Raw genomic sequence first — 22618 nt, 5'->3', positions numbered from 1 at the left:
GAAGGCGGTACTCAGTAGGGGAAGGTCATAGTGACCGCTGTCCGGTTGGTGTCGGTGACCTCCTCGGGATCACCACCGCTGCCCGTCCCGGTCAGGTTGATGATGAACTCGGTGAAGATCTTGGTGACGCCCTGCTCGGCCACGCTGAAGTTGCCCCAGGCCATGCCCACTCCGTCCGCCAGCGCGGGCAGGACCCCCAGGGACGGGTCCTCCTCGGTGCCGAACAGTTCGGTCATGACCCGCGTCCACTCCTTCTGCACCTTCTCGGCGTCCGATGCGGCCTGGCCCTGCCACCCCACGCGCAGCCCGTTCAGCGTGGTGAGGATGGTGCCGATGCGCTCGGCGACGGAAAGCGAGAGTTCGACCAGCGTCTTGGACGTGACGTTCATGCCGGCCGGGGACACATCGATGACGGAGAGGTCGTAGTTGGCGGCTTCGCTGTCAGCCATGGCTCACCTTCCTCGGGTGATGATCCGATGATCTGGGAGGTATGAGGTGATTCCCTCAAGGGCGATAAAAAGAGACCACACTGATAATTCGTCATATAACTGGTTAAGCTGGCGGCGGTTCTTCGGGGCCGATGCCCCGGGGGCCGCCCGGCATCCCGTGTCGTCCGCACACCGGGCCGGGAAGTCGACGCGTGAGAGACGAAGGAGACACCGTGACCGGACCGATCGACTCGCAGTACGACGACACACCGCTTCCCGAGCCGGAGATGGTGGACGAGGACGGCGACGGAGTCGCCGATCCCTCGGAGGACAACGGCAAGGACCTCAGCCACCTGGTACCGGATACAGAGGTCGCCTGGGACGTGCCGCCCTCCTTCAACATCGACCCGACAGACCTGTCGGGGGGCGGAGACGGACCGGAGCCGGAGGAGATCACCGAACCCTCCGGGGATCTGAGGGTCGACCTCGGCGCACTGCGCACAGCGGAGAAGTCGATGCTCACCGAGGCACGCGGCGCGGTGGACACGTACGAGGAGGTCCGCGCCTTGGTCGCAGCCGTCAAGGACACCGTCTTCGGACAGGGCGCCACGGACACGTATGAGAGAGGGGGAGACAACAGTAATTCGATGTCGTACGACCCGCAGCAGGGCAAGTCCGTTGACAACCCGTTTGCCGAAACCGGCGAGACGTTCGCCGCCGAGATGAACCCGGCCATGGAGCGCGCGCTGCTCGAAGTCGGCTCCACGATCGAGAAACTGGGCGAGTACATCGCGCTGCTCAACCACTCCGGGCAGGTCTACGCGGAGGCCGACCGCACATCCCGCTTTCCCGCTCCTCCGGCCAAAGCCTGAACCGGCGGGCCGCACCGCCCCGTTCCGCAGGTGCGGAGCGGGGCGGTCGTGCGCCGTGCCGCGGTGGCACGCCGCGTGCTGGACGGCGCGCGGCGTCCCGGGCGCGCCGCGGCGCAGCTCAGCCACCCGACGGCCCGTCGGAAACGTTGTCGTAGTTCGTGCCCTCCGCGTTGTGGTAGTTCGAGTAAGTGGTGTTCATCCGGCTGAGGATGTCCTCCATCAGTGCTTCCAGGTCGCGCTGGCAGGTCAGGAACCACGACTTGATGTCGTCGAACGTGGCGTAGGACGGACTGCTCCATGAGGTGCCGATGTCGTTCATCCTGGTGGCTATCGACGCCATGCCGGTCGTGATCTCCGACGACTCCCGCCCCACAGCGCCGATCGCCTCCTTCAGCGCCGCGAGGTCCGCGAGCCATTCGTCCATGCTTGGTTCTGCCATCTGGGAAGCACCTGCCTTTCACCTGGTCCGAAGTCCTCTGGCGTCCTGCCGCGCCGTCCTGCTCAGAGGACCCCTTCCGGGGGGAGGTCGACGGGCAGGAGAGTGGTGAGCAGCTCCTCGTCTGCCGAAGCCAGGTCGACGGCGCTCAGACCGAGTTCGGCCACACGCTGCGCGTGCCTCTCGGTCATCCTCTGGAAGACCTGCCGCGCGCTGCGCCCGTTGCCGAACTGTTCGCCGCGCGGCAGCGTCTCGAAGTAGTCGTGCAGGACGGCGGTGGTCTGCGGCGCGAAGGTGTACTGGTGGCTGTCGGCCTGGTGCTCGACGATGCGCACCAGTTCGGACGAGGAGTAGTCGTCGAAGCGCAGGGTGCGGGTGAAGCGTGAGGCCAGGCCGGCGTTGGACTCCAGCAGCCGGTTCATCTCGTTCGGGTATCCGGCGACGATGACGACCACTTCGTCACGGTGGTCCTCCATCAGTTTCACCAGCGTCGAGACGGCCTCCGAGCCGAAGTCGGTGAACTGGCCCCCGGGCACGAGGGAGTACGCCTCATCGATGAAGAGCACCCCGCCCAGGGCGCGCCGGAAGACGGCGGTCGTCTTGGGCGCGGTGTGCCCGACGTACTCCCCGACCAGGTCTCCCCGATCGGCCTCGACCAGGTGACCGCGGCTGAGCAGACCGAGCGCCGCGAGGAAACCGCCGTAGAGGCGGGCCACGGTGGTCTTGCCGGTGCCGGGGTTGCCCGCGAAGACCAAGTGCCTGCTCAGCGGCGGCGGCGCGAGCCCGGCGTCCTGGCGGGTCTTGACCATCTGCATCAGCCTGGTGAGCGTGACCACGTCGTGTTTGACACTTTCCAGGCCGACCAGCCGGTCCAGCTCCGCGCGGAGGTCCTCAAGCTTCGCCTCGGCCGCCTCGCGAGCCCCTGGGTCCTGCTCGCCCTCGCCCGCGGTGCCCCCCGTGCCGACCGCCCCGCGGACGCCGGACACCGGAGTACTCCCCTGCTCCGCCGCCGGGGGCGGCAAGGTCGGCAGCACCGGATCGGCCACATCCTCGACGTGACAGTCCTGCGCGTACACCTCGGCCTCCTCGTCCCGCAGCAGGTCCCTCTCGGTGCCGTCCACGGCGCAGCGGCGCAGCACGATCCTGGAGCGGGCACCGGCGTAGACGGCGGGGAAACGACTCCCGGTGAAGTGACAGTCGTCGTAACGGCCTTCGCCGCCGTCCCCGACGTACAGCGCGTTCTTCGCCGCGGACGCGACCGTGAGGCCATGGACCGCGGGACGGGCCCCCGCGTACACGACGACACCGCTGCCCCGGGACTCGCGTACCGCTCCGCCCTCCACGAGGACGGTGCTGTCCTCCTCCAGGAGCAGACCTGTGGTGGCACCGGTGATCGTCACGTTCTCCAGCCGGGCGCCCGTGTCCCGGCCGACCCGGACACCGGTCTCACCAATGGAGGTGACGACGCAGTCCGCCAGCAGGGGCCGGTGGGTGGTGATCAGGCGTACGCCGTCGCGTTCGCCTTCTATCCGGCAGTCCCGCAGGGCCGCGTCGCCGCCCTCCACGCACATCCCCGTCAGCCCGACGTCGGTCACCTCGCACCGCTCCGCCAGGAGTTCGGCCCGTTCGGTGACACGTACACCGTGCTCGGGGGTGCCACCGATCCCGCAGTCCCGTGCCTTCACCCGCGCCGAGCCACCCAGATGCACGGCCGTGTAGGCGGTCTCCCGCACAGTGCATCCGGTCAGTGAGACCTCGGCCTCGCCCGTCGCGTACAGCCCGTTGGCACCGCTGCGGGCGAAGGTGGAGTCGCGCGCGGTGGCTTTCCCGGTCGCGCTGACGACCAGCGCCGTGTCCGCGCAGTCCACGGCCCGGACCGCGACCAGTTCCGCGACGGCCTCTCCCGAGACCAGCACCGCGGCACCAGTGGTGCGGTGCACGTGGCAGCGGTCCAGCACGATCGCGCTTGCGTCCTCTGCCAGTACACCGGAGCGTCCGGTACGGAAGATCTCGCAGTCGCGCAGCCGTACGCCCTGGGTTCGGTCGACGGAGCGCTCTGCGTCATCGGCCGAGGAGGAGGCCGCCGCCGGGTTCCGGTCCTCGCCGGTGGGACCGACGCCCCACGGCCGGCGACCCTGCGGGCCCGGGGAGCGGCCCGCCGTGCCGCGTACCCAGACCCCCTGACCGCTCGCCTCGTACAGACGGCATTCGCGCAGCGCCGCGGAGGCGTGTCCGTCCACGAGGACGGCGGCGGCGCCGCTGCCGCGTATCTCGCAGCGGGTCAGAGCGGCGTGCGCCCCGGCGGTCACCACGATGCCGCGTCCGGCGACGCCGTCCACGAGCGCATCGGTCAGTTCGAGGGCCGCCTCGTCCTCGACGACCACTCCGTCCCCGGTGCAGCCGCCGACCGTCAGGGCCTCCAGCGTGGTGCGGCTGGTGCCCGTCAGGCGCACCGCCATGCCCTCGGCCTGCCGCACCGAACAGCCGCTCAGCAACGGAGCCGCCGCGGCGGCGACCTCGACACGACCGCCGGTGATCTCGCAGTCCCGCAGCACCGGTTCACCGCCGCGCAGCAGCACCGCGGCTTCCCGGGGCGCGGGGCAGACGAGGGTGAATCCGCGCAGCTCGGCGCGGCCGGCGTGCACGGTGACGACCGGACCGCGCGGCGCGACCAGCCGTACGGTGCCCTTGGCGGCCAGGACGATGTCCTTGTCCAGCACCAGGCTCTCGGTGTACGTACCGGCCTGCACGGTGATCACCCCGCCGGGTTCGGCGTCCCTGACGGCCGCACCGATGGAGCGGTGCGCACCCCAACTGCCCGGTGCCACACGCTGTGCGAGCGACTTCACCTCGCGCGCTCCCGACCGGTCCGCCCCTCGGTCACAGGTCGCCACCGAGGTTGGCCAGCCAGCCGAAGAAGCCGAAGACACCGGCGGTCAGCGGCAGGGCGGCGACCACGAGAGCGGTGACGACGGCCCCCGGCCAGCTGGGCCGCTCCGGCTCGATGGGCCGCAGGGCCGCGCCGAAGGCGAGGAACAGCCCGCAGGCGACCAGGACGGCACCCGCAGTGAAGGCGGCCTGCGGGCCCGCCGTGCGCGAGTCGAAGAGGTACTCGGGCACCCGTACGGCCAGCGCGAGCAGCCCCAGAACTCCGGTGGCCAGCTGCGGGATCACGCTGGGCAGCACGCGCACGGAGCCGGCCTGGAGCAGCAGCCCGACGCTGACACAGGCCACCAGGAAGAGGGCGTACACGTCCCGCGAGGTGGTCAGCGTGAGCAGGGCGGCCGTGAGGACGGTCGCGGTGACGATGCTGAGGAAGGTGAGCAGCCCATTGCCCCGGCGGACGACGGCGGTCACGTCCGCGCTGTCCAGGGCGGGGGCGCCGGTGTCCGGACCGTCGGGCACGAGCACCGCGATCTGGCTGGTGATCCGGGGCAGCAGCCCTGTCAGCACGAACAGCACCAGGGCCACCAACGCCGCCGAGCTGATCAGACTCGCGTCCAACACGGTCAGCGGCGCCACGAACAGGGCGGTCACCAGCGTCAGAGTCTGAAGCACCACCGTGGCAGGAGCCGGGAAGGCGACCACTCCGGCGAGCGCGCCGATCACCGCGGTGCCCATCACCAGGAACGGAGTGACCACCGGGCCATGGACCGGCGCTCCCAGGCCGGCACAGGCCAGCAGAGGGCAGGCGGCCAGCGCGAGGAGCTGACGCACCGGACGCGGCAGCGGCCAGTTCTTGCGCTCGGAGTACCAGGCGAGCAGCGCCGAGCAGAGCGCGGCCAGTACGAAGAACAGCACGGTCACGCCCGCGATGCGATGCGCGCCGAGCCAGGCGGCCGAGATCACCATGACCACCAGACCGGCGCCGAGAACGCTCTGGGCACGCCGGCGGGCGCTCCACAGGCCGCCGTCCTCACGGGCGTTCGCGATCTGTGCGTCCAGGTCGGTGACGGTCAGCTCGCTCAGCTCCGCTGCCCGCTGGTCGCGCAGATACAAGGTGGCACCGTCCACGATGTCCGCCCCCGACAACGTGTCGCCGGGGGCCATCGGGGAACCTCCCGACGGCGCGAGTGTCCAGACCTGGGGCATGCCCTCGGACTCGGGCTGGCCGCACAGGGTGGCGAGTCGCGGGACGTACTCGGCGATCGGGGCCTGGGCCGGGAGTGCCAGGTCGACCTGCCTGCGTTCGCCGACCACGGTGACCCGGCAGCGTTCATCGGGCATGGACGTTTCCTTCGGTGTTCGGAGAGCGGAGCCGCAAAGAGATGGGGCGAGAAATGCGGTGCCTCACTGCCGCCAGGTGGACACGTTCGCCCACTCGGCGTCACTGTAATTGTTCCAGTTGACATTCATGGCATGGGCAATTCGGCCCAGCACGCCGTCCTCTCCGAAGAGGCCGTTGGCCGCCAGGTCCCAGCCGTTCTGCATGTCCTGGTAGTAGGCGGCGGCCTCGCTCTCCCGCCACGCGTCGACAAGCGGCGACAACTTGTTTTTCAGCAGCACGAGTTCTCCGGTGACCTCTCCGGCCCTGGCATTGATGGTGCTGCCCGCGGCTTCAAGCCCTTCGCCTACGTAGATCGGCGTGCCGTCGATGTTGGCCATGAAACGCTCCTCGAACGCGCTCGATCCTGCGGTTGAACGCGCTGATTAATCGGCTGGATTCGCGGATGGATCAGTGTGCGGATCAATGAGTGGATCAGTGTGCGGATCAGTCGAAGTTCGTGCCGCTCGGGGGCTTCGGAACGTCTTCGCCCAGCGCGGTGAGGTTGTTGAGGTTCTGCTGCTCGGTGTCCTTGTAGTTCACGTAGTTGCCCTGAAGTCCCTTGGAGATTCCATCCAGGGCGTCGTTGAGCATGCGGGCGTAAATATCGTACTGCGCCATCAAGTTCTGGAACTCGGAGCTGGCTATACCCTGCCAGCTCTGTTCCAGGCTGGTCACATAGAGCTTCAGCTCAGCGAGTTCTCCGGCGATCTCCGTCGCCGTGGTAGCCGTATTGGTGGAGGCTTCAGCCAGGTACTCCGGTGTCACCCGGTACGTCACACCACCGACGCTTACGGAAGGCTCGACAGCCATGGGGGGAATCCGCCCTTCTCGACCATTGTCCCGCTAGTCAAACATCGCCGCGCCGATGACAGGACCAGGTGAGCACAACCTGGGCATCTTCTGAACACAACAGGTGAGACGTGCCCAGATTTCCGGGCCTCGCGCTCTCACCACCTCGGACTCCTGCGCAGCGAAGCCCTGACCATGACGGTGAAATCGTCGATGACCACCTCGAACGCGTCGGCCTCGATCCCGTCAAGCGCGGCGTGCGCGACATCGGCCGGGGACATCTCGGGCGCATCCGAGCCCTTCGTCGTCGCGGTGTCGGCCGCTCCCAGGTGTACCGAGGTGACCAGGGTCCGCTGCCCGGCCAGTTCCCGGCGCAGCTCATCGCTCATGCTCCAGACCGCGGCCTTGGAGGGCCCCGGGGCGCTGCCTCCGTGGAAGGCGAACCAGGACGCCGAAGAGGCTATGTTCAAGATGGCGCCTCCGCCGTTCCTCGCCAGGACCGGGGCGAAGGCCCGGACCATGGACAGGGTGCCCCAGAAGTTCACGTCCATGGCGGCGCGGACATCGTCGATGTCTCCGAGCGGGGACGAACCCCTGACGCCGGCATTGTTGACGAGCAGATTGACATCGTCAGCCCTTTTGGCGGCGTCTGCTACGGCGTCGGGGTCGGTGATGTCGAGGGGCAAGACCTCCACACCGTAAATGTTGACGGCTTCCGGCCGACGCGCGGTCGCGTAGACCTTCGCGCCCCGGGTGACGAGCTGGGATGCAATATGGCGGCCGATGCCACGATTGGCTCCGGTGATCAGTGCCGTGGCTTTACTAAGTTTCACGGACGTACCATAAAGTCTGACGGGCGTGAGGTCCAAGGCTCAACTGACGCAGCAGAGACAGGATGCGCATCGCCGAGGCCGCCGCCTGCGGCGCCGCAAACGCCGGCGGCAATTCCACGACAATCTACCGACAAGGTATGTGCAACCTGCCGCCATACGGCCCGCCCCGGACGGCAAACTCGGGGCGGGCTTTGCCGTGCGCACCGCCGCGGTGTCTTCACGTCCCGGCTCGTGTGAAATGGCCGGTGCGGACGCCGTCCCGGAGCGGGCCCAAAAAAGAAACGACGTGGCTTCGGCGCCCTAGCAAGTCCGTTCCCTCTGCCGGTCCTCTTTGCATCCTCTTCTCGCCGTCGTCCTGCTGTGCTTCGACGCCTGGCGAGCCGCGTTAATGAGGTCCCGTTCTTCCCGGGTGAGGGTGGACGTCAACTTGACGTTATTCATCCACCCGTTGAGCAGAGCGTGTGACCCACCCAGCCGGAGGGAGTAGGACCACGCGCTTTCCCCCATCAGGTTTCCTTGCCATCCGACGGCCCACTTCAGCAGGTGAGCGATTTTCTGTGCATCGCTGTAGCGAATTGAACTCATCGGCCTAAAAGGGTCAGTTACGTCCAGATCTTCTACGGTGCGCGGACCGGGGCGGTTCAAGCTTTGACGGCGTAAAATTCTCGACGCGGGTCGCCGGCGCCGGTCACCTGAAGGGCCCCGCAGCCTGACCAGTACAACCGCGCGTCGCGACGGCCGCCCGGGGACGCCGGCTCCCGCGGGCCTTGTAGCGGTCACCCGGACCGTGTCAGTCGGCCGGGGTCATTCGATCAGCCGCCAGCGGCTGTCATCCGGCGAACCGCACAAGCCGATCACCAGCCGCTGGTCCGGCTTCTTCTTCTCGGCGCCCAGGCCATCGACCTTGAGGCACAGGTGGTTGCTGGCGTAATTGCGGATGCTGACGCTGCCGTCCCCGGCCGGTTCCAACCACCACAGCTGGTTGTCACCCATGGTTCCGGTGCAGTGGGCCTCCAGGAGCCCGGTCCCCACAGGCTGTCCTCCTCGGGTCGGCAGGTCGATGCACAGACCGTCCTTGAGGTTGGCGAACTGCACGAGATCACGGCCGCCGGGGCCCGAGCCGGGACGAGGGGACGTCATCCTCCACAGCTGGTTGTCCTTGTCGGTGCCGTCGCAGTAGTACTGGTTGACGTGCTCACCCTTCTTGCCCGCTCCGTTGAACGGGATGTCGGCGCACAGCCCGGTGAACACGTTCTTCAGCAGCACCGTGCGGGAGACGGCTGTCAGCTTCCGCAGCTCGGCCTTGGCCACGTCCCCCTCCGCCCGCGGCTCGGTCTGCTTCTTCGTCGGTGAGGCCGACGGAGTGACGACGGGGTCGGGCACCCGCTGCTCGACGCTCGTGCCGGGCTCAGTCACCGTCTCCTTCTTCGTCACCTTCGGTTCGGGGGACGGCGACGGGGGTGTGGTGAGCTTCTTGTGCGCCGCGGCCTGCTCGGCCGCCAGCTCCGCCTTCCGCGCCTCCTCGTCGGCCTGGTAACTGCGCCACGCGCCCACCCCCAGGGTGGCGCCCGCGGCGAGTGCCAGCACGGCCACCGCACCGGCGACCCGGGTCCCCATGCGGGAGCGCTCCCCCGACTGCTGGGCACTGGTCGTCAATGCGTCCGCGAACCGCGCCCGTTGCCGCCGTTTCGTTTCGTCCTGGTCGATTTCACTCAATGCCGTTCCCAACTCGCAGAGGCTTCAACAGTGGGGGTGCCGAAGCGTCCGTCCCGCCCGCTCCGTTCGCGCCCCTGACACGGCCCTCGGATCCCGGTCCGGGCAGCCGGGGGCGCGCGCGAGGCCGGTCCCGGGACACAAAGACCGCCGCCGGAACACGGGGCGGGCGGACCGGGCTTGATCCGACTCATCGCGGCACCGGACCGTACAGCTCGCGCTCCCGCAGCAGTTCCGCCACCGTCACCAGCGAGGCGGACAGCCGGCGCCGGTAGGTGCTGAAGGACAGCGCCGCCCGGTTGGCCGCGGCCTGCTGGCTGCGCGGCCCGCTCAGATAGGTGATCTCCAGAATGTCGGCCAGCTGCCGCCGGCCGGGCTGCGCCCGCAACTGCGAAACGGTCTCCGTGAGTACCTGGCGCAGCTCGGCGGGGCCGGCATCGGACGCCACGAGCCGGGTGCGCAGAAGCGCGCTGTGCGCAAGCTGCTCCGGCTCCGTGACCTTCCGGTAGGCGTATTTGACGGCACCCACGAACTCCGGCCACGGCATGGCGGGTGTCACCGGCTCGGCGGCCGGAGCCGGGGCCGGGGCCGCTGCGGGCTCGTCGGCCAGCAGCCGGGTGCTCAGTGCCTCCGCCCAGCGGGCGAACGGCATGCTGCGCCAGTCCCGCACGAACGAGAAGATCGGTTCATCGTCCGCGCCGACGACCGTCTCCCCGGGCTGATGGTCATACAGGCCGAGCAGCCGCGACAGCTCCTCCTGCTTCCGTGCCGCGCAGGTCCAGCTCACCGCGAGACCTGGCGTGGTCGCCCACAGAGTGGTGAGCGCGAAGCAGGCCGCCACAGCGCTGCCGGTGCTCCAACGCCCCAGCAGCAGCCGCCCGGTGCGTCGCAGCGGCGACGACCGGTCCGTCACGTGTTCGAGTGCGGCGTGCGCGACCGGATCGTCGGGCAAGTGCGCGACGCCCGGTCCCAGACAGGGCGCCACGAGCGTACCGACGACGCCACCACGGTCATCCTCGGCGACGATGAACGCCGAGGGCTGTCGATCCCACCACTGCCGGGCGAGACGGCCGGCCGCGACACCGTGCTCCTCCTCTATGGCGGCCAGCACCGGGTGCAGATCCTTCGGGCCTGCGGTCCGCAGCTGGAAACGGTCCGCGCCGTTCCAGTCCGCCGCCTCGCGGACGACGGAACTCGCCGTCCCGAGGTGGGCAAGGGCGGCACCGAACGCCCAACGGCCACCGGTACGCTGGGTCAGCCGTTCGACCAGATGCACGTCCAGCCGGCGGAAGAGGCGCTCGTACTTCTCCGGATCGCGCCAGCGCAGATCGACCAGCAGCGCATCTCGGACCAGCCCGTGCGGTATGAGACCGGCGGCGGTGCTGTCCACGAACGACAGTCCCCGCAGCCAGGCGAACAGCACCTGGGCCTCAGCCGCCGGCACATCCAGGGTGCGCCGCACCAGTTCCTCAGTGGTGACCCGGGCCAGCGCCAGTACCTGGAGCGCGTCGGCCCTGGCCGGTGACGGGGTCTCCCGCAGCAGCAACCTCAGCAACTCCCGTGCCAGGTCGGGCGATTCGTACAGCTCCCGCTCACCGCTCGGCCCGGCTGTCCACGCGGTTGCTTCCCTGGCATCGGCGAAGAGCACCAGAGCGAGTGGCAGTCCGTGCGAGGCCCGTACGATGTCGGCCGCCGAGGTCTCCGGCACATCCCGGTTACGCAGAAGCAGGAGCGCCTCGGCTTCGTCCATGCCCGACAGCCGCACACTGCACAGCGCGTGCCACCACTGCGGGTCGGTGCGCCACTCGGTCTCCGGGGGCCGGCGCGAACCCACCACGACGAGCAGGTGCGTGGGCATACGGGGCAGGAACTCGTCGCGCAGCCACCACTCCAGCGGACCCAGCGACTCCGCGGAATCGATCAGCAGCAACTGCGCCTCTTCCGGCGGTCCCTGCGCCTCCAGCGCGGCCCGGAAGGCATCCGGTGTCGCATCCGTGCAGCGCATGTCGATCGTGCGTACGGCAGTACCCTGCGTCCGTGCCTCGTCTGCGAACCGGTGCAGCAGGGTGCTCTTGCCGACACCCGCCATGCCGTGCAGCCACACCACGAAGCAGCCCCGGTCCCTGTTGCGCATCAGCTCCCGCAGCAGCCGCAGTTCGGCGACGCGCCCGGTGAAGGATTCTTTCCGCAGCGCGGCCAGCACGATTCCGTGGGAGTCAACAGACATGGGTGTAGGTACTTCCGTATCTTCCAACCTTGTGAGCTGCCCTCGATCGGTCGCCCTCGCGAGAGGAAAAGACACAAGGGACGGGGCGCTGCTCGTGAGAACTTGGATGGCTCAATCCATCGTAAGAAGCGTCGAGTTACTCATGCAACAGTTCGCAGCGTCCGGCGCATGAACAACAGAGACAACGGGCTCTCTCGCCTGTCCAACGCATTCGGGGCCTCTCCGCTGCAATCAAAAAGCAATCTATAAACAACCATCGGACAATGATGTCACCGAGCGGACGGTGATTCCGTGCCCGCGCACCCGGTCTCCCCCAACACCGTCGCCGGCTGCACCGACGAGATGAACCGCTTCCTGAACTCGAACCCCAGCCTCGCCACCCGTTTCTCACGACACGTCGAGTTCCCGGACTACAGCTCCGATTGGCCGTCGATGAGAAGACCAACTCGACGCCCTCCTGTGGGCGATGATCCGTCACGGAGAGTGCCCCCAAGGCTCACATCGCATCACCCCGGCCGCTCGACGGCCTCGTTGGGAAGCTCCTTCCCCGCCGCGAGGGCCGCCGCGAGCCCGTCCCGGCCGTGAATCCCAAGCTTGCGGTAGGTACTGGTGAGGTGGCTTTCGACGGTGCGCCGCGTGACGCGCAGGAAACTGGATATCTCTGTATTCGTACGGCCTTCGGCAGCGAGTTCGGCGACCCGGCGTTCGCTCCCCGTGAGGGCCTCGGAACCGGTGAAGGACGCGTACGGGCGACGAGCACCCACCGTGCGCAGGTCTCTGCCCACGGCAATACGAAGTCGCGTGGAGCCGAGCCGTTCCGCCTGCTGTGCCGCCTCCTGATAATGCTCTCGCGCATGCGCTCGCTGTCCCGAAGAAGCCAGCTGCCGGCCGTGATTCAGCAGCGCAGAGACGAGCTCCCCGGCGTCGGGTGACTGTCGCAACATACTCACTGCCTCCGCCCCGAGTGCGAGTGCGTCCTGCCCTCCGGTCGCAGCCGCGACTGCGTGCAGCGCACGGCCAACAGTTCGGGGGGTGTTCCATATACGGGCCAGCCGAAGCTCCTCATGCGCCAAGGCCAGTGCCGCCGAACGGTCACCCATGGCAAGTCGGCATGCGGCTGCCGCCGTACGCCACGGGACGACAACTGGACTGATGACAGCAAGTACAGAGAGCCGGCGACCGCAGTCGAGGAAGTCGTGCAGGGCGCCCGTGACGTCTCCCCGAGCGGCTCGCAGGGTGCCGCAGGCATGGAGGAAGCGGCACAGTTCCCAGGAATCCGTCGCCTCGCTCAGGTCCAGGCCCTGCATGAGGCGCCACGCCTCCTCGAAACGGCCCATTTCGGTGAGCGCGTGCAGTGCGTAGGAGTCCATTCCGGTAGGGCCCGGCCGTCGATTGGTGGCGGTCGCCACATGCTCCGCAAGCAGCATCTCGTAGTCGCCACGGAGGGCTGCGATCTCTGCCCGCACTTCGAGCAACATCTGCGCGACTGGATGCAGACGCGTCCAGGGCCTTTCTGCCAGCCCGCGCTCCGCGAGGCTTTCCGCTTCTTCCAACGCATCCGCCCACAGGGCAACCGTGGCAGCAGCGCCTAGCAGGAAGGGCTCCGAAAGTTCGTCGGCGGGTCCGCTCAGCAATCCCCGCAACTGCGTCATCGCCCGGCAGGAAGAGACTTCCCCGGCTATGGCCGCGTGCCGGATGAGGAGAGCCCGTCCAGCGGCACCGAGAGCTCCCACACCATGAGCGGTTCCGTCCAACAGCCTTCGATATTCCGCCGAGCGCTGGCCTTGCTCCCGATCAGTCAACAGGACCGTAGCGGCTTGGACGCTCCGGGCCGCCACTGGATGTCCTCCGAGCTCCCGCTCCGTTTCACGCAAGAGGCCCACGGCGTCCTTGAGTTCCCCTCGGCCCGTGAGCGCGGTGCCGAGCGCGATGGCCGTCCGAGCCCGGTCATTCGGTCCGGCAGCCACGATCAGGGCCTCGTGGAGACGTTGGACCCCGGCCGAGCTGCTCCCGTACGTGTACTCCATCGAGCCCAGCTCGTTGAGCAGGCGCTGTCGCGATGTGTCGGAATCCGACTCCTCAAGTCCCCGGCGAAGGTAGTGGATCGCCTCCAGCGGCCTGTCCGCATGGGTGGCGATGCTCGCCGCGTCTTCCAGTGCCCGCAGGGCCCAGCCCTGCCCGACGGGCCCGCTGCGCAACAGTTGTCGGGCGACCGCTTCGGCGTGATCGCCTCGACGGAGCATCACCTCGGCAAATGAGCGGCTGACTGCCTCCCGGCGTTCGGCCGGCCAATCCCCCAGCACGGCGTCGCGCAGCAGGGGGTGGGCGTAGCGCAGGAAGCCATCCGCCCCTTCGCGGAGCATGCCCAGGCGCGTCATGGCGGTGAGCCAGCCCCGTGTGCGTGCCGAGTCGGTACCGCACGCCCCCGTCAGCAGCGGTACCAACTCGCTGTGCGGCTCCCGCAGCCCGTCCTGGTCCGCGACCGCCAGGGCACGTGCCACCTGCGTGGTGTCCTCTCCGGCGCTGCTCAGCCACCAGTCAACCGCCGCGGGATACGCCCCGGGATACAGCGCGGCCGACGTCTCGGGGAGGTGGGAGGAGGAACAGTTTCCTACATCCTCCAGCAGCGCGTGCAGCAGAAGTGGGTTGCCGGCGCAGGCTCGCACACACTCCGCGATCCACTCGGTCGTGGCCGAATGGGTGACCGCTCGGACAAGTTCGGCCGAGGCAGCCTCGCTGAGGGGGGCGAGTGTATGCGTGATCGCGCTGGATGCTGACAATGACCTGCTCAGGTCCGGGACGGGAGGGAGGATGTCGTATTGGCTACGTTCAGTGACTACGAGCAGGATCGGTAAGCAGTCGATGCGCCGGGCGGTTTCGATGAGCCAACTACGCGACGCCGGGTCGGCGAACTGCACGTCGTCCACGGCCAGCAGCAGGGGGAATTCATCGGAGGCCGTCTGAAGGGCCTGCCACAACCGCGGCCCGTCCTCATGTTCTTCCGCAGAGCCGTCCTTTTCCCGGAAAGTTCCGGCAGAACCCATGAGGCGGAACGCGGAGGACAGGGGCGACGTGGAGTCTTCGGGTGAGCAGCGCGCACTCAGCACACGGAATCCGCTCCTGTCCGCCCGCCCGATGGCGGCCTCCAGGAGGGAGGAGCGGCCGGTGCCCGAGGCACCGCGGAGCCGAACGAGTCGTCCGTGGCCGCCGCTCGCCCTACTCAACTCCGATGCCAGTAGCTCAAGCGCGGCGTCACGTTCCAGTAGATGTGCCATTTACTCTGCGCCTTTGGTGTTGCCGATCACTGCTTCGGCGGGCCTGGTGGGGGTGGAGGAGTGGCAAGGGTCCGCCGGCGCGCAGCCGGGGTGCAGTGCGCGTCCTCCAGGACGGACGCGAAGGTGCAGTGGGAATCGTCGGCCAGGCATGGACGGCCGGGCTGCGCCACCAAGTCGACCAGGTCCGCGACTGCGACGACCACATCGAGCGCGGTTGGCCCCACGGAAACGGCAGCACCCGGTCCCCGGGTTCGACGCACGCCGTTCCGTTGGGGACAACGGAAAACCCTATGGCTGGAACCGACGCGCGCCGGGGATCGCTGTCCCAGAGCCGCGTGTGGTCAGCGGTATTCAGGATTGGTGTGGTCGGGGTGGCAACCGGCATCCCAGGCCGAGCGCTGGTTGCCATAGACCGGGAAGCCACCAGTGCTACGGATCATCGACGCGAGGTGGAGCAGGTTGTAGGTCATGAACGAGATGTTCCGGTTGGCGAAGTCGTTGTCCGGGCCGCCGGAACCCTCGTCGAGGTAGGAGGGACCCGGGCCGACCTCGCCGAGCCAGCCCGCGTCGGCTTGGGGCGGGACGGTGTAGCCGATGTGCTGGAGGCTGTAGAGGATACTCATCGCGCAGTGCTTGAGGCCGTCCTCGTTGCCCGTGATCAGGCAGCCACCGACGCGTCCGTAGTAGGCGTACTGACCCTGCTCGTTGAGTACGCCGGAGTAGCCGTAGAGCCGCTCGATCACCCGGCGGGTCACCGAACTGTTGTCACCGAGCCAGATCGATCCACCGATGACCAGGATGTCGGCAGCGAGGACCCGAGGCAGCAGTGCGGGCCACTCGTCGGTACCCCATCCATGCTCGGTCATGTCCGGGCGGACTCCGGTGGCGATGTCGTGGTCGACGGCGCGGATCTGGTCCACGCTCACACCGTTCGCCTCCATGATGGCCACGCTGCGGTCGATCACACCCTGAGTGTGACTGCGGTCGGGGGATCGCTTGAGAGTGCAGTTGATGTACATCGCCCTCAGCCCGCTGAAGTCAGGCTTGCCGTTCACGGGTACGTTCATGGGGATCCTTGCTCTCAGATCAGGACGCCGTCGATCTCGACGCCGGGGCAACGGCCGTACGCGTCCGCGCAGGCACCCCTGAGGTCGAACCGGCCAACCACCACACTGAATCGGTTGACTTCGCACCCCAAACTTGCGCGGCCACCGCACAGAGACGGCCCGCGGCACCAGGAACGGCCCGCTCCGATAGGTAGATGATGCGTCACCCATATTAACCCTAGTGCTTGATGCGTCAACTAGAAGTCGATCGACCCACTACTCCCGAGCACGGACGGCCACGAGATCGATGACCACGGTGATGCAGGCGTGCGCCGTGCCGATCGGGATGCCGAGCCCGGCGGCGATCTGCGCGAGCGGCTCATGCTTGCGCAGGTACACCAGAGAGACCAGGGCACGCCGGTGCGGCGGGAGCTTGCAGCGGCGGTCACCCTCTCGGGCGACGATGAGCATCGTGAGCCACTCGATGAGCGCATGGGGCAGGTCGAGTACGGCAGGAGCAGGGACCAACAAGGCTCCTGCGCCGCTGGGTTGAGACTTCGAACACCTCGCACGAACACGCCTTCGCCCACTCCTCACGGCTTCCGTCGGGCAGGCAACTTGACTTCTTGGCTCCCTGAGGCGCCTTTGAGAGCCCGGACGTGCGATCCATCCACGAAGCAAGTCATCCAGATCCAGCAGGCCGGCGCGGCGAAGCTCGGCCGGCAGAGCGGCAGCAGCCGCGGCCTGACGCCGGCCTCGGTCCAGCCCCTCGGGCGGCGTCAGGCGATGGTTCCGGAGCGGCCCACGGTCCGGGCGGAGACGTTGCGCAAGGCAAGGCCAGTCCGCAGGGCGTACGTGATGCCGGCGAGGGGCCCCGGTCGGCAACGCGAAGCCATCCCATGATGCCGACGGCGTGGTTCGGGGAGCGGGCGACAACAAGGGAGCCACCCGGTCCGACAAGGTCACTCAACGCATCCCGAAACGATCCGTCAGGTTGGACAACTTCTCGATCTTGGTTACTTCGAAGCCCACCGAGGCGAAGAAGTTCCGTCCCACCGGAAGGGGTCATCTTCCAGCGCGGAGCGGTCCCATTGTCCGCGCACTGCGGCGGCTTCGTAGGTGGTGTGGAGGAACTCGGTGACAGCGCGGTCAGGGTCGGGCGCGGTACGGACGGCCTCGTAGGGCAGAAGGAACTGCTTGAACTCGGAGCTGAAGTAGGCGCCTTTGGGGCCGACCGGGTAATCGGCGAACCCGTCGGGTTCGGGATAGGCGTAGGCGTAGAAGGCGCCTTCCTCTCCCCCGCCAGGCCAGAACCCGCAGCTGGACAGTTCCCGGGAGTAGCCCTCGACCATGACCCAGTCCCCACAGTTGGGTGCGCCGCCGGGGTGAGGAGGAGCCGACCGCCCGGAGAAGCGGGTGCAGGCGAGATCCATCCCTCCCCAGAAGAAGTGCACCGGGCTGACCTTGCCGACGAAGTGCGACCGGAACTCGCCCATTACGCGGTTCGCCTGCAGCAGCTGTCGCCAGAACAGGGCAGCCGCTTCGCCGTCGTAGGACGCGTGGTCGTAGTCCTCGGCAAAGGGGATCGCCGGCTCGACCTCGTTGGGGTGCGGATGGATCGGGGCCTCGATCCCGAGCTCATCGAGCGTGTGCAGGATCCGGGTGTAGAACTCGGCGACTGGCATGGGCCGGAGCGGGAAACTTCGCGCGCCGCCGTCGCTGCTGCGGACTTCGAGCTGGTGGCCGACGAAGTCGAATTCGATCTCGAATGCCCCGGCGCGGTACGGGATGGTCGAGGTCGTCAACCCGCGGGGGCTGACGTACAAGGTCACCTGCCACCAGTGGTTGATCAGGGGTGCGTGGGCCATCCGGATCTTGCCCACGATCTGGGTCCACATGTGCAGAGTGTCGCGGGTGGCGGTCCAGTCCGAGACCCGGAGGCTCGGCCAGTTCGTCGCTGGTGTGGTCATCGCTTCTCACATCCTTGGCGGCGCTTTGAGAGGGTGTCGGTCGCTGAGACACGTAGATATCGACCGTTGCCGGGGCGGCAGTCGGCATCCCAGGCTGAGCGCTGGTTGCGAACACCTTGGCGGTCTTGGCGAGGGCGATCGCGTTGTTCACGATCATTATGGGTTCGCGGCTGTTCAGGTCGGCGAACAGGAACAGTGACTTCCGCCGCTACCACGTAGATGATGTATTGTCTACATTAGCACCGACACTTGATGTGTCAACTAGAACCCGATCCGCGCTCTCCGCTGAGCTCACAGAGGTGGACCGTTACGAACACCCTGCCCAGGACACTGACGGGGACACCGGCCGGGTCATTCTCCCCGGTCATCCAGGTTCGCGATGATCCTCTCGGCAATGGTGCGCAGTTGCCTGACCTCGGTCTCGGTGAGGCCGGAGAGCACTGTGTCACGGGCGAAGGCGTCCTGCAGCGGGAGCACTCGCTCCACAAGGTCGAGACCACGACGTGTCAGGACAGCCTGGTAGGCACGGCCCTTTTCAGGCGTGTCCTCGCGGCGGAGCAATCCGGCGGCCTCGAGTGAGCGGAGTGCGTGTGACAGCCGACTCTTGTGGAACCGTAGCGCCCGGCTCAGTCGGGTGAGGCCCATCGTGTGCCGATCCGCGCCGGCGAGCAACGCGAGAATCTTGAAGTGGCTGTGCGGGATGCCGGCATCGTCCTGCGTCTTTCGCTCAAGCTCGGCTTCGACCAAGTGCGCGAGAATCACGAGTGACTGCCAGTTCTCCCGCTGCTCCTGCGACACCCGGGGCGTAGCGGCCTCGACGGATTCGGCAAGAGAGCGGGCCCGCCCTCGCCCGCTCGGCCGCGGCGATCTGAGATCGGACAATCTGCCATGCCCCTCTCCCGGCTTGCCAAACGGCCAAGCCTTCGTACCATGGGTCTCGCTGGTGAGTTGCGGGTTCAACCCACTAGTGAGACCCACCTGACGAGAGAACTCTAGTCATGCCAACCCGGCTGTCCCGTGACCGGAACAGCGCACCGCGATCCCAAAGCACCTCGCGGGTCGCCTAACCGCGGCGAGCGACGGCGGGCTCCGAAGCGGCCAAAGCGAGGCGGTACTGTATCCGGGCGCCGATGGGGTAGCTCACGGATCGGTCCGAGAAAAGCGCCTCTGACGGCGCACCGATACACCTCGCCGTCGGGGTGCCCGGCGAAGTCGGTCAGCTGGAGCCGGTTCGGCGCGTCGGCGGTACACCTGGTCATCGTGGACCGGTGGCCCGGCCTTGGCGCTCTTGTCGCAGCCCCTTCGCTTCCCGAAGTCCCTCTCACAAGCTAATGGCATCAGCTCTTGCCAACCCCGTCCAGCTCGGTCTCCCCCTTCGGCAATCGGCACCGCGTAAAGGTAGCCGTAGCGGCGCATTGGGATGGGCAGCGGGCGTGGGACGTCTCACGGGCGACGGGAGCCCATGAATCGGCGTAGCCCTGCTCTCGGGTAGGTGGCTTTCGGCTCTGGCGACGCGGCTTTTCGACATGACTCGGCCGAGCGTTTCGGCACGTGAGGAAGCTCATCAAGAAATGAGACAACGGTGGAAATCGAAGAACAGCGGCGTACAACCGGCGCCGCTCACGCTGGCTCCAAAACCCTCATGCGCCAGCCACGTAACTTCAGGACGTCTCCCCGGCATTGGGTGCCCTTTCTTCCTCTGACCGCGGTTGCCTTCGTGTTTGCCTGGCTCAACCAGACACCGTGGTGGGGCTGGGCGCTCGTAGCCGTCTGCCTCGCGGCGCTTGGTCTCACCGTGCGCTGGTGGCTTCGGGGGCCCGCCCTGCTTCAGGTGGGGGCGTGGCTGCTGGCAGGTGCCTTCCTGTCCACCACTGCTGTCCTCGCTCACCCCTCGGCGCAGCACCGCACAGCAGGGGGGACCGATCCCCGGCCATCCGAGACCGTTCCCACGCAAGAGGGGGCTGTAAGAGGTGTCCTCAACGATGAGCGCGACGTTGAGATCTTCGCCGGGATTCCCTATGCGCAGCCTCCGGTCGGAGAGCGACGCTGGCGTCCGCCACAGCCCCCAGAACCGCACACGGACCTGCTCATCGCCGACCGGTTCTCCGACGCTCCCATTCAAGCCACGTCCACCTTCTTCACCCGAGCACTGTCGCAGGTAGTGGAAGCGCCGCTGGAGGCAACGCTCCTCAATCCGTACCCGGTCAGCGAAGACAGCCTCTACCTCAATATCTGGCGTAGTACGAGGCCCGCCTCGGCGAAGCTTCCTGTGATCGTCTACATCCCCGGCGGAGGATTCACCTCCGGCTCAGGTGCCCTTCCGCTCTACGACGGCGAATCCCTGGCTTCCAGAGGCGAGGCGATAACCGTCACGATCAACTATCGACTCGGGGTACTTGGTTTCCTGTCGCACCCCGTACTCGCCGAGGAGTCCAAGGCAGGCGCTTCAGGCAACTACGGCATGCTTGATCAGATTGCGGCTCTGAAGTGGGTCCGCCAGAACATCGCGGCCTTCGGCGGCGACCCGGATCGTGTGACGATCGCGGGCGAGTCCGCCGGCGGCGAGAGCGTATGCATCCTCGGTGCGACACCCCGTGCGGAGGGGCTTGTGGGCGGCATCATCGGCAGCAGCGGAGCCTGCATGGGGACTCGCGGCAACACTGAGCGAGGCGATCAATATGACACCAAGTCGGCTGCCGAAGCAGCAGGACGGCGCCTGAGCGAAGAGCTTGGGGGTGCCACCATGGAAGAGATGCGCCGCATGCCTGTGGGCCGAGTCGTGGACGCGGCTGAGTCCCAGAAGAGTCACTGGCGCCCCTCCATCGACGGCTATGTTCTGAACCGAACGCCTGCGGAGATCTACGCGGCGGGCGATCAGTTGGATGTGCCAACTCTCATCGGGAGCAACGCGGATGAGGCTTCCCTTGCCTTGGTGAGCCCTCCGGACGCCGACGTGGATGCCTACCAGGACTCAGTACGCAAAAGGCACGGTGCGGACGCGGAGCTCCTCCGTCTCTATCCCGGCGATACGGAGGAGCAGGTGCTCGTTTCCCTCCTCCAGGCCGAAACCGACAAGATCATGACGCGGGCCATGCGCCGCTGGGCCACCCTGCAAACGCGCACGGGGGAAGCGGACACCTACGTCTACTACTTCGCGCATGTCCCTCCGGACGATGATCTCCAGAAGTTCGGCGCCTACCACGGTGCGGAGGTGATGTACGCATACGACAACCTCGGCAAGGACGGAAACGCAGAATACGTGAAGCGCGACTACACGCTGCGTGACCAAATGAGCGGCTACTGGATCAACTTTGCGCGTACGGGAAACCCGAATGGGCTGAGGCTACCCAGCTGGCCGACCATGCGGCAGGAGCCCGAGAAGGTCATGAAGTTCGATGCCGGCAGCGCCGTGGCGCCCCGGCCGCGACCGGACGCCGTTGACTTCTGGATGCGCTACGACGGACCCCTTGCGTAGTGCTACCTCGCCTGGTCGGGTGCAGCCTCATCTCAAACCCTGTGCTCGCCTCTCTCAAACCCTGTGCTCGCCTCCTTGAGCTTGAGCCGAGGACTGGCCTGGCTGCTCGGGGAGGTCCCGGCCGACTGGTCGCAGGAGGCCGCCGAGGCCGCCGCAGCCAACCGGGCGGACGGCCACCGTCCGCCCACCACGGCCGAGCTCACCCGGAAATGCCTCGTCAGCGCGGAGCGATGCCCGTGTCCGAGGAACGGAGCGTCTCATCGAGGAGACCCGCACCAGGGCCTGCCAGCCAGCGGTCGAAGCGCAGCAGGAAAGGAAACTCCTCGCGCAACGCGTCGAGGTTCACGTTTCCCGCCAGCCTGCCGTCGTCTACAAGTGCTTCCAACTTGCCGAGGACCTCGTCCTGTGCCAACTGCGTAGTCGGCAGGCGGCTGTAGCTGATCGTCTGGCCGGCGGCCTGAGTCAGATCCTCGGCCAGGGCGTTGCCTGTGAGAGCGTCACCGGCAATCTCCATGGTGCGATTGGCGTAGCGATCGGGTGAGCCGAAGACAACGGCGACGATGCGGCCGATGTCGCGTACTGCGATGAACTGCATGGCCTGGTCCGGGCGCATCAGGAAGGACAGGTGTCCCCGGTCAAGGCCCATTTCGGGGGTCACCAGGAGCTCCATGAACGTGGCCGGTCGAATGATGGTGCTGGCGATGTCCAGATTCCGGACGTGGGCCTCGATACGGCTCTTGGTGTCGAGATGGTCCACGCCCGTTGTCGAACCCGCGGTGACCGCCGAGCTGTAGACGAGGTGGGCGACGCCGCAGCGCTCGGCGATCTCGGCCACCGCCGCGCCGAAGCGGACCTCGTCCTCGTTGGTCACGTCGGTGCCGGCCTGGCCGGAGTTCGGCTGGACACTGAAGACGCCGTGGGCGTCGGAGAAGGCCGCGCGGAGCGACTCCGCATCGCCGAGGTCGCCGCGGACGGTTTCGACGCCGGCGGCGGAGAGGGACCGGGCCCGGTGGCCGGACGGGTCCCTCACAACCGCGCGCACCCCCCAGCCGTCGGCCCGCAGCGCCGCGGCGACCGATCCTCCCTGCTGCCCCGTGGCGCCCAGGACGACGACGGTTTTGTTGATGTTGGTCATGCCGACCACGCTGCGCTCTCGGCGATGACGACTGTGTTCCTGATGAACATTGCTGATTCTTCCTGGGTCTTGAGAAATGAGTCGGAGAACGTGCTGGTCATAGGCGTGCTCCAGAATCCGGATGGGATGGTCCGTACCGGTGTCCGCTACGC

The 22618-nt window shown here is 67.5% G+C and carries 16 protein-coding genes and 2 pseudogenes; 2 read left to right on the top strand and 16 right to left on the bottom strand.

Annotated features, from left to right (window positions below):
• Positions 1 to 11 precede the first annotated feature (11 nt).
• Positions 12 to 449, bottom strand: a complete 438-nt coding sequence (locus tag ACFVT5_RS39375) for a hypothetical protein (RefSeq protein ID WP_389898492.1) — start codon at positions 447 to 449, stop codon at positions 12 to 14.
• Between the two features lie 212 nt (positions 450 to 661).
• On the opposite strand from ACFVT5_RS39375, the gene ACFVT5_RS39370 reads away from it, so the two are divergent.
• Positions 662 to 1300, top strand: a complete 639-nt coding sequence (locus tag ACFVT5_RS39370) for a hypothetical protein (protein WP_389898489.1) — start codon at positions 662 to 664, stop codon at positions 1298 to 1300.
• Positions 1301 to 1418: 118 nt separating this feature from the next.
• Here ACFVT5_RS39370 and ACFVT5_RS39365 read toward each other — a convergent pair whose 3' ends face one another.
• From ACFVT5_RS39365 to ACFVT5_RS39300, 14 genes and pseudogenes are all read right to left on the bottom strand, one after another.
• A complete protein-coding gene (locus tag ACFVT5_RS39365) occupies positions 1419 to 1739 on the bottom strand; it encodes a WXG100 family type VII secretion target (RefSeq protein ID WP_389898487.1) in 321 nt (106 codons plus the stop codon).
• Between the two features lie 62 nt (positions 1740 to 1801).
• Complete coding sequence (locus tag ACFVT5_RS39360; protein WP_389898484.1) at positions 1802 to 4585, bottom strand: right-handed parallel beta-helix repeat-containing protein; 2784 nt, start codon at positions 4583 to 4585, stop codon at positions 1802 to 1804.
• 31 nt (positions 4586 to 4616) lie between these two features.
• Complete coding sequence (locus ACFVT5_RS39355; RefSeq protein ID WP_389898482.1) at positions 4617 to 5963, bottom strand: EsaB/YukD family protein; 1347 nt, start codon at positions 5961 to 5963, stop codon at positions 4617 to 4619.
• A 63-nt stretch (positions 5964 to 6026) separates the two neighbouring features.
• Positions 6027 to 6341: a WXG100 family type VII secretion target gene (locus ACFVT5_RS39350; protein WP_389898480.1), complete on the bottom strand. Its 315-nt coding sequence runs from the start codon at positions 6339 to 6341 to the stop codon at positions 6027 to 6029.
• 106 nt (positions 6342 to 6447) lie between these two features.
• Positions 6448 to 6813 carry a WXG100 family type VII secretion target gene (locus tag ACFVT5_RS39345; RefSeq protein WP_389898477.1) on the bottom strand — a complete coding sequence of 122 codons (366 nt, stop codon included), beginning with the start codon at positions 6811 to 6813 and terminating at the stop codon, positions 6448 to 6450.
• Between the two features lie 137 nt (positions 6814 to 6950).
• Entirely contained in the window at positions 6951 to 7625 is a 675-nt protein-coding gene (locus tag ACFVT5_RS39340) for an SDR family oxidoreductase (RefSeq protein WP_389898475.1), read from the bottom strand.
• An 804-nt stretch (positions 7626 to 8429) separates the two neighbouring features.
• Positions 8430 to 9341, bottom strand: a complete 912-nt coding sequence (locus ACFVT5_RS39335) for an RICIN domain-containing protein (RefSeq protein WP_389898473.1) — start codon at positions 9339 to 9341, stop codon at positions 8430 to 8432.
• Positions 9342 to 9528: 187 nt separating this feature from the next.
• Positions 9529 to 11565 carry an AAA family ATPase gene (locus ACFVT5_RS39330; protein ID WP_389898471.1) on the bottom strand — a complete coding sequence of 679 codons (2037 nt, stop codon included), beginning with the start codon at positions 11563 to 11565 and terminating at the stop codon, positions 9529 to 9531.
• A 506-nt stretch (positions 11566 to 12071) separates the two neighbouring features.
• Entirely contained in the window at positions 12072 to 14840 is a 2769-nt protein-coding gene (locus ACFVT5_RS39325) for a LuxR C-terminal-related transcriptional regulator (protein ID WP_389898469.1), read from the bottom strand.
• A gap of 341 nt (positions 14841 to 15181) precedes the next feature.
• Entirely contained in the window at positions 15182 to 15907 is a 726-nt protein-coding gene (locus ACFVT5_RS39320; protein ID WP_389898466.1) for a flavodoxin family protein, read from the bottom strand.
• 264 nt (positions 15908 to 16171) lie between these two features.
• Positions 16172 to 16414 (bottom strand): annotated as a pseudogene (locus ACFVT5_RS39315) (transposase family protein); the annotation flags it as partial.
• 113 nt (positions 16415 to 16527) lie between these two features.
• Positions 16528 to 16846, bottom strand: a pseudogene (locus ACFVT5_RS39310) (IS5/IS1182 family transposase); the annotation flags it as partial.
• Between the two features lie 56 nt (positions 16847 to 16902).
• On the bottom strand, positions 16903 to 17856 hold the full coding sequence (locus ACFVT5_RS39305) for a DUF5996 family protein (protein ID WP_389898464.1): 954 nt from the start codon (positions 17854 to 17856) through the stop codon (positions 16903 to 16905).
• 351 nt (positions 17857 to 18207) lie between these two features.
• On the bottom strand, positions 18208 to 18654 hold the full coding sequence (locus ACFVT5_RS39300) for a MarR family winged helix-turn-helix transcriptional regulator (protein WP_389898462.1): 447 nt from the start codon (positions 18652 to 18654) through the stop codon (positions 18208 to 18210).
• A 784-nt stretch (positions 18655 to 19438) separates the two neighbouring features.
• On the opposite strand from ACFVT5_RS39300, the gene ACFVT5_RS39295 reads away from it, so the two are divergent.
• Positions 19439 to 21331 (top strand): carboxylesterase family protein, encoded by a 1893-nt coding sequence (locus tag ACFVT5_RS39295; protein ID WP_389898460.1) that lies wholly within the window; start codon positions 19439 to 19441, stop codon positions 21329 to 21331.
• A gap of 217 nt (positions 21332 to 21548) precedes the next feature.
• Here the strand turns inward: ACFVT5_RS39295 and ACFVT5_RS39290 are convergent, their stop codons facing one another.
• A complete protein-coding gene (locus ACFVT5_RS39290) occupies positions 21549 to 22466 on the bottom strand; it encodes an NmrA/HSCARG family protein (RefSeq protein ID WP_389898651.1) in 918 nt (305 codons plus the stop codon).
• Positions 22467 to 22618: the final 152 nt, after the last annotated feature.

Source organism: Streptomyces sp. NPDC058001, assembly GCF_042886315.1.
Classification (GTDB): domain Bacteria; phylum Actinomycetota; class Actinomycetes; order Streptomycetales; family Streptomycetaceae; genus Streptomyces.
Note: the sequence above shows the minus strand (reverse complement) of the source record. Positions and strands in the feature narration are given on the sequence as shown.

What these genes read in the sequence shown, in the direction of transcription:
- ACFVT5_RS39375 (WP_389898492.1), bottom strand. Translation starts at nt 449, where the DNA reads ATGGCTGACAGCGAAGCCGCCAACTACGACCTCTCCGTCATCGATGTG.
- ACFVT5_RS39365 (WP_389898487.1), bottom strand. Translation starts at nt 1,739, where the DNA reads ATGGCAGAACCAAGCATGGACGAATGGCTCGCGGACCTCGCGGCGCTG.
- ACFVT5_RS39355 (WP_389898482.1), bottom strand. Translation starts at nt 5,963, where the DNA reads ATGCCCGATGAACGCTGCCGGGTCACCGTGGTCGGCGAACGCAGGCAG.
- ACFVT5_RS39350 (WP_389898480.1), bottom strand. Translation starts at nt 6,341, where the DNA reads ATGGCCAACATCGACGGCACGCCGATCTACGTAGGCGAAGGGCTTGAA.
- ACFVT5_RS39345 (WP_389898477.1), bottom strand. Translation starts at nt 6,813, where the DNA reads ATGGCTGTCGAGCCTTCCGTAAGCGTCGGTGGTGTGACGTACCGGGTG.
- ACFVT5_RS39330 (WP_389898471.1), bottom strand. Translation starts at nt 11,565, where the DNA reads ATGTCTGTTGACTCCCACGGAATCGTGCTGGCCGCGCTGCGGAAAGAA.
- ACFVT5_RS39325 (WP_389898469.1), bottom strand. Translation starts at nt 14,840, where the DNA reads ATGGCACATCTACTGGAACGTGACGCCGCGCTTGAGCTACTGGCATCG.
- ACFVT5_RS39320 (WP_389898466.1), bottom strand. Translation starts at nt 15,907, where the DNA reads ATGAACGTACCCGTGAACGGCAAGCCTGACTTCAGCGGGCTGAGGGCG.
- ACFVT5_RS39305 (WP_389898464.1), bottom strand. Translation starts at nt 17,856, where the DNA reads ATGACCACACCAGCGACGAACTGGCCGAGCCTCCGGGTCTCGGACTGG.
- ACFVT5_RS39290 (WP_389898651.1), bottom strand. Translation starts at nt 22,466, where the DNA reads ATGACCAACATCAACAAAACCGTCGTCGTCCTGGGCGCCACGGGGCAG.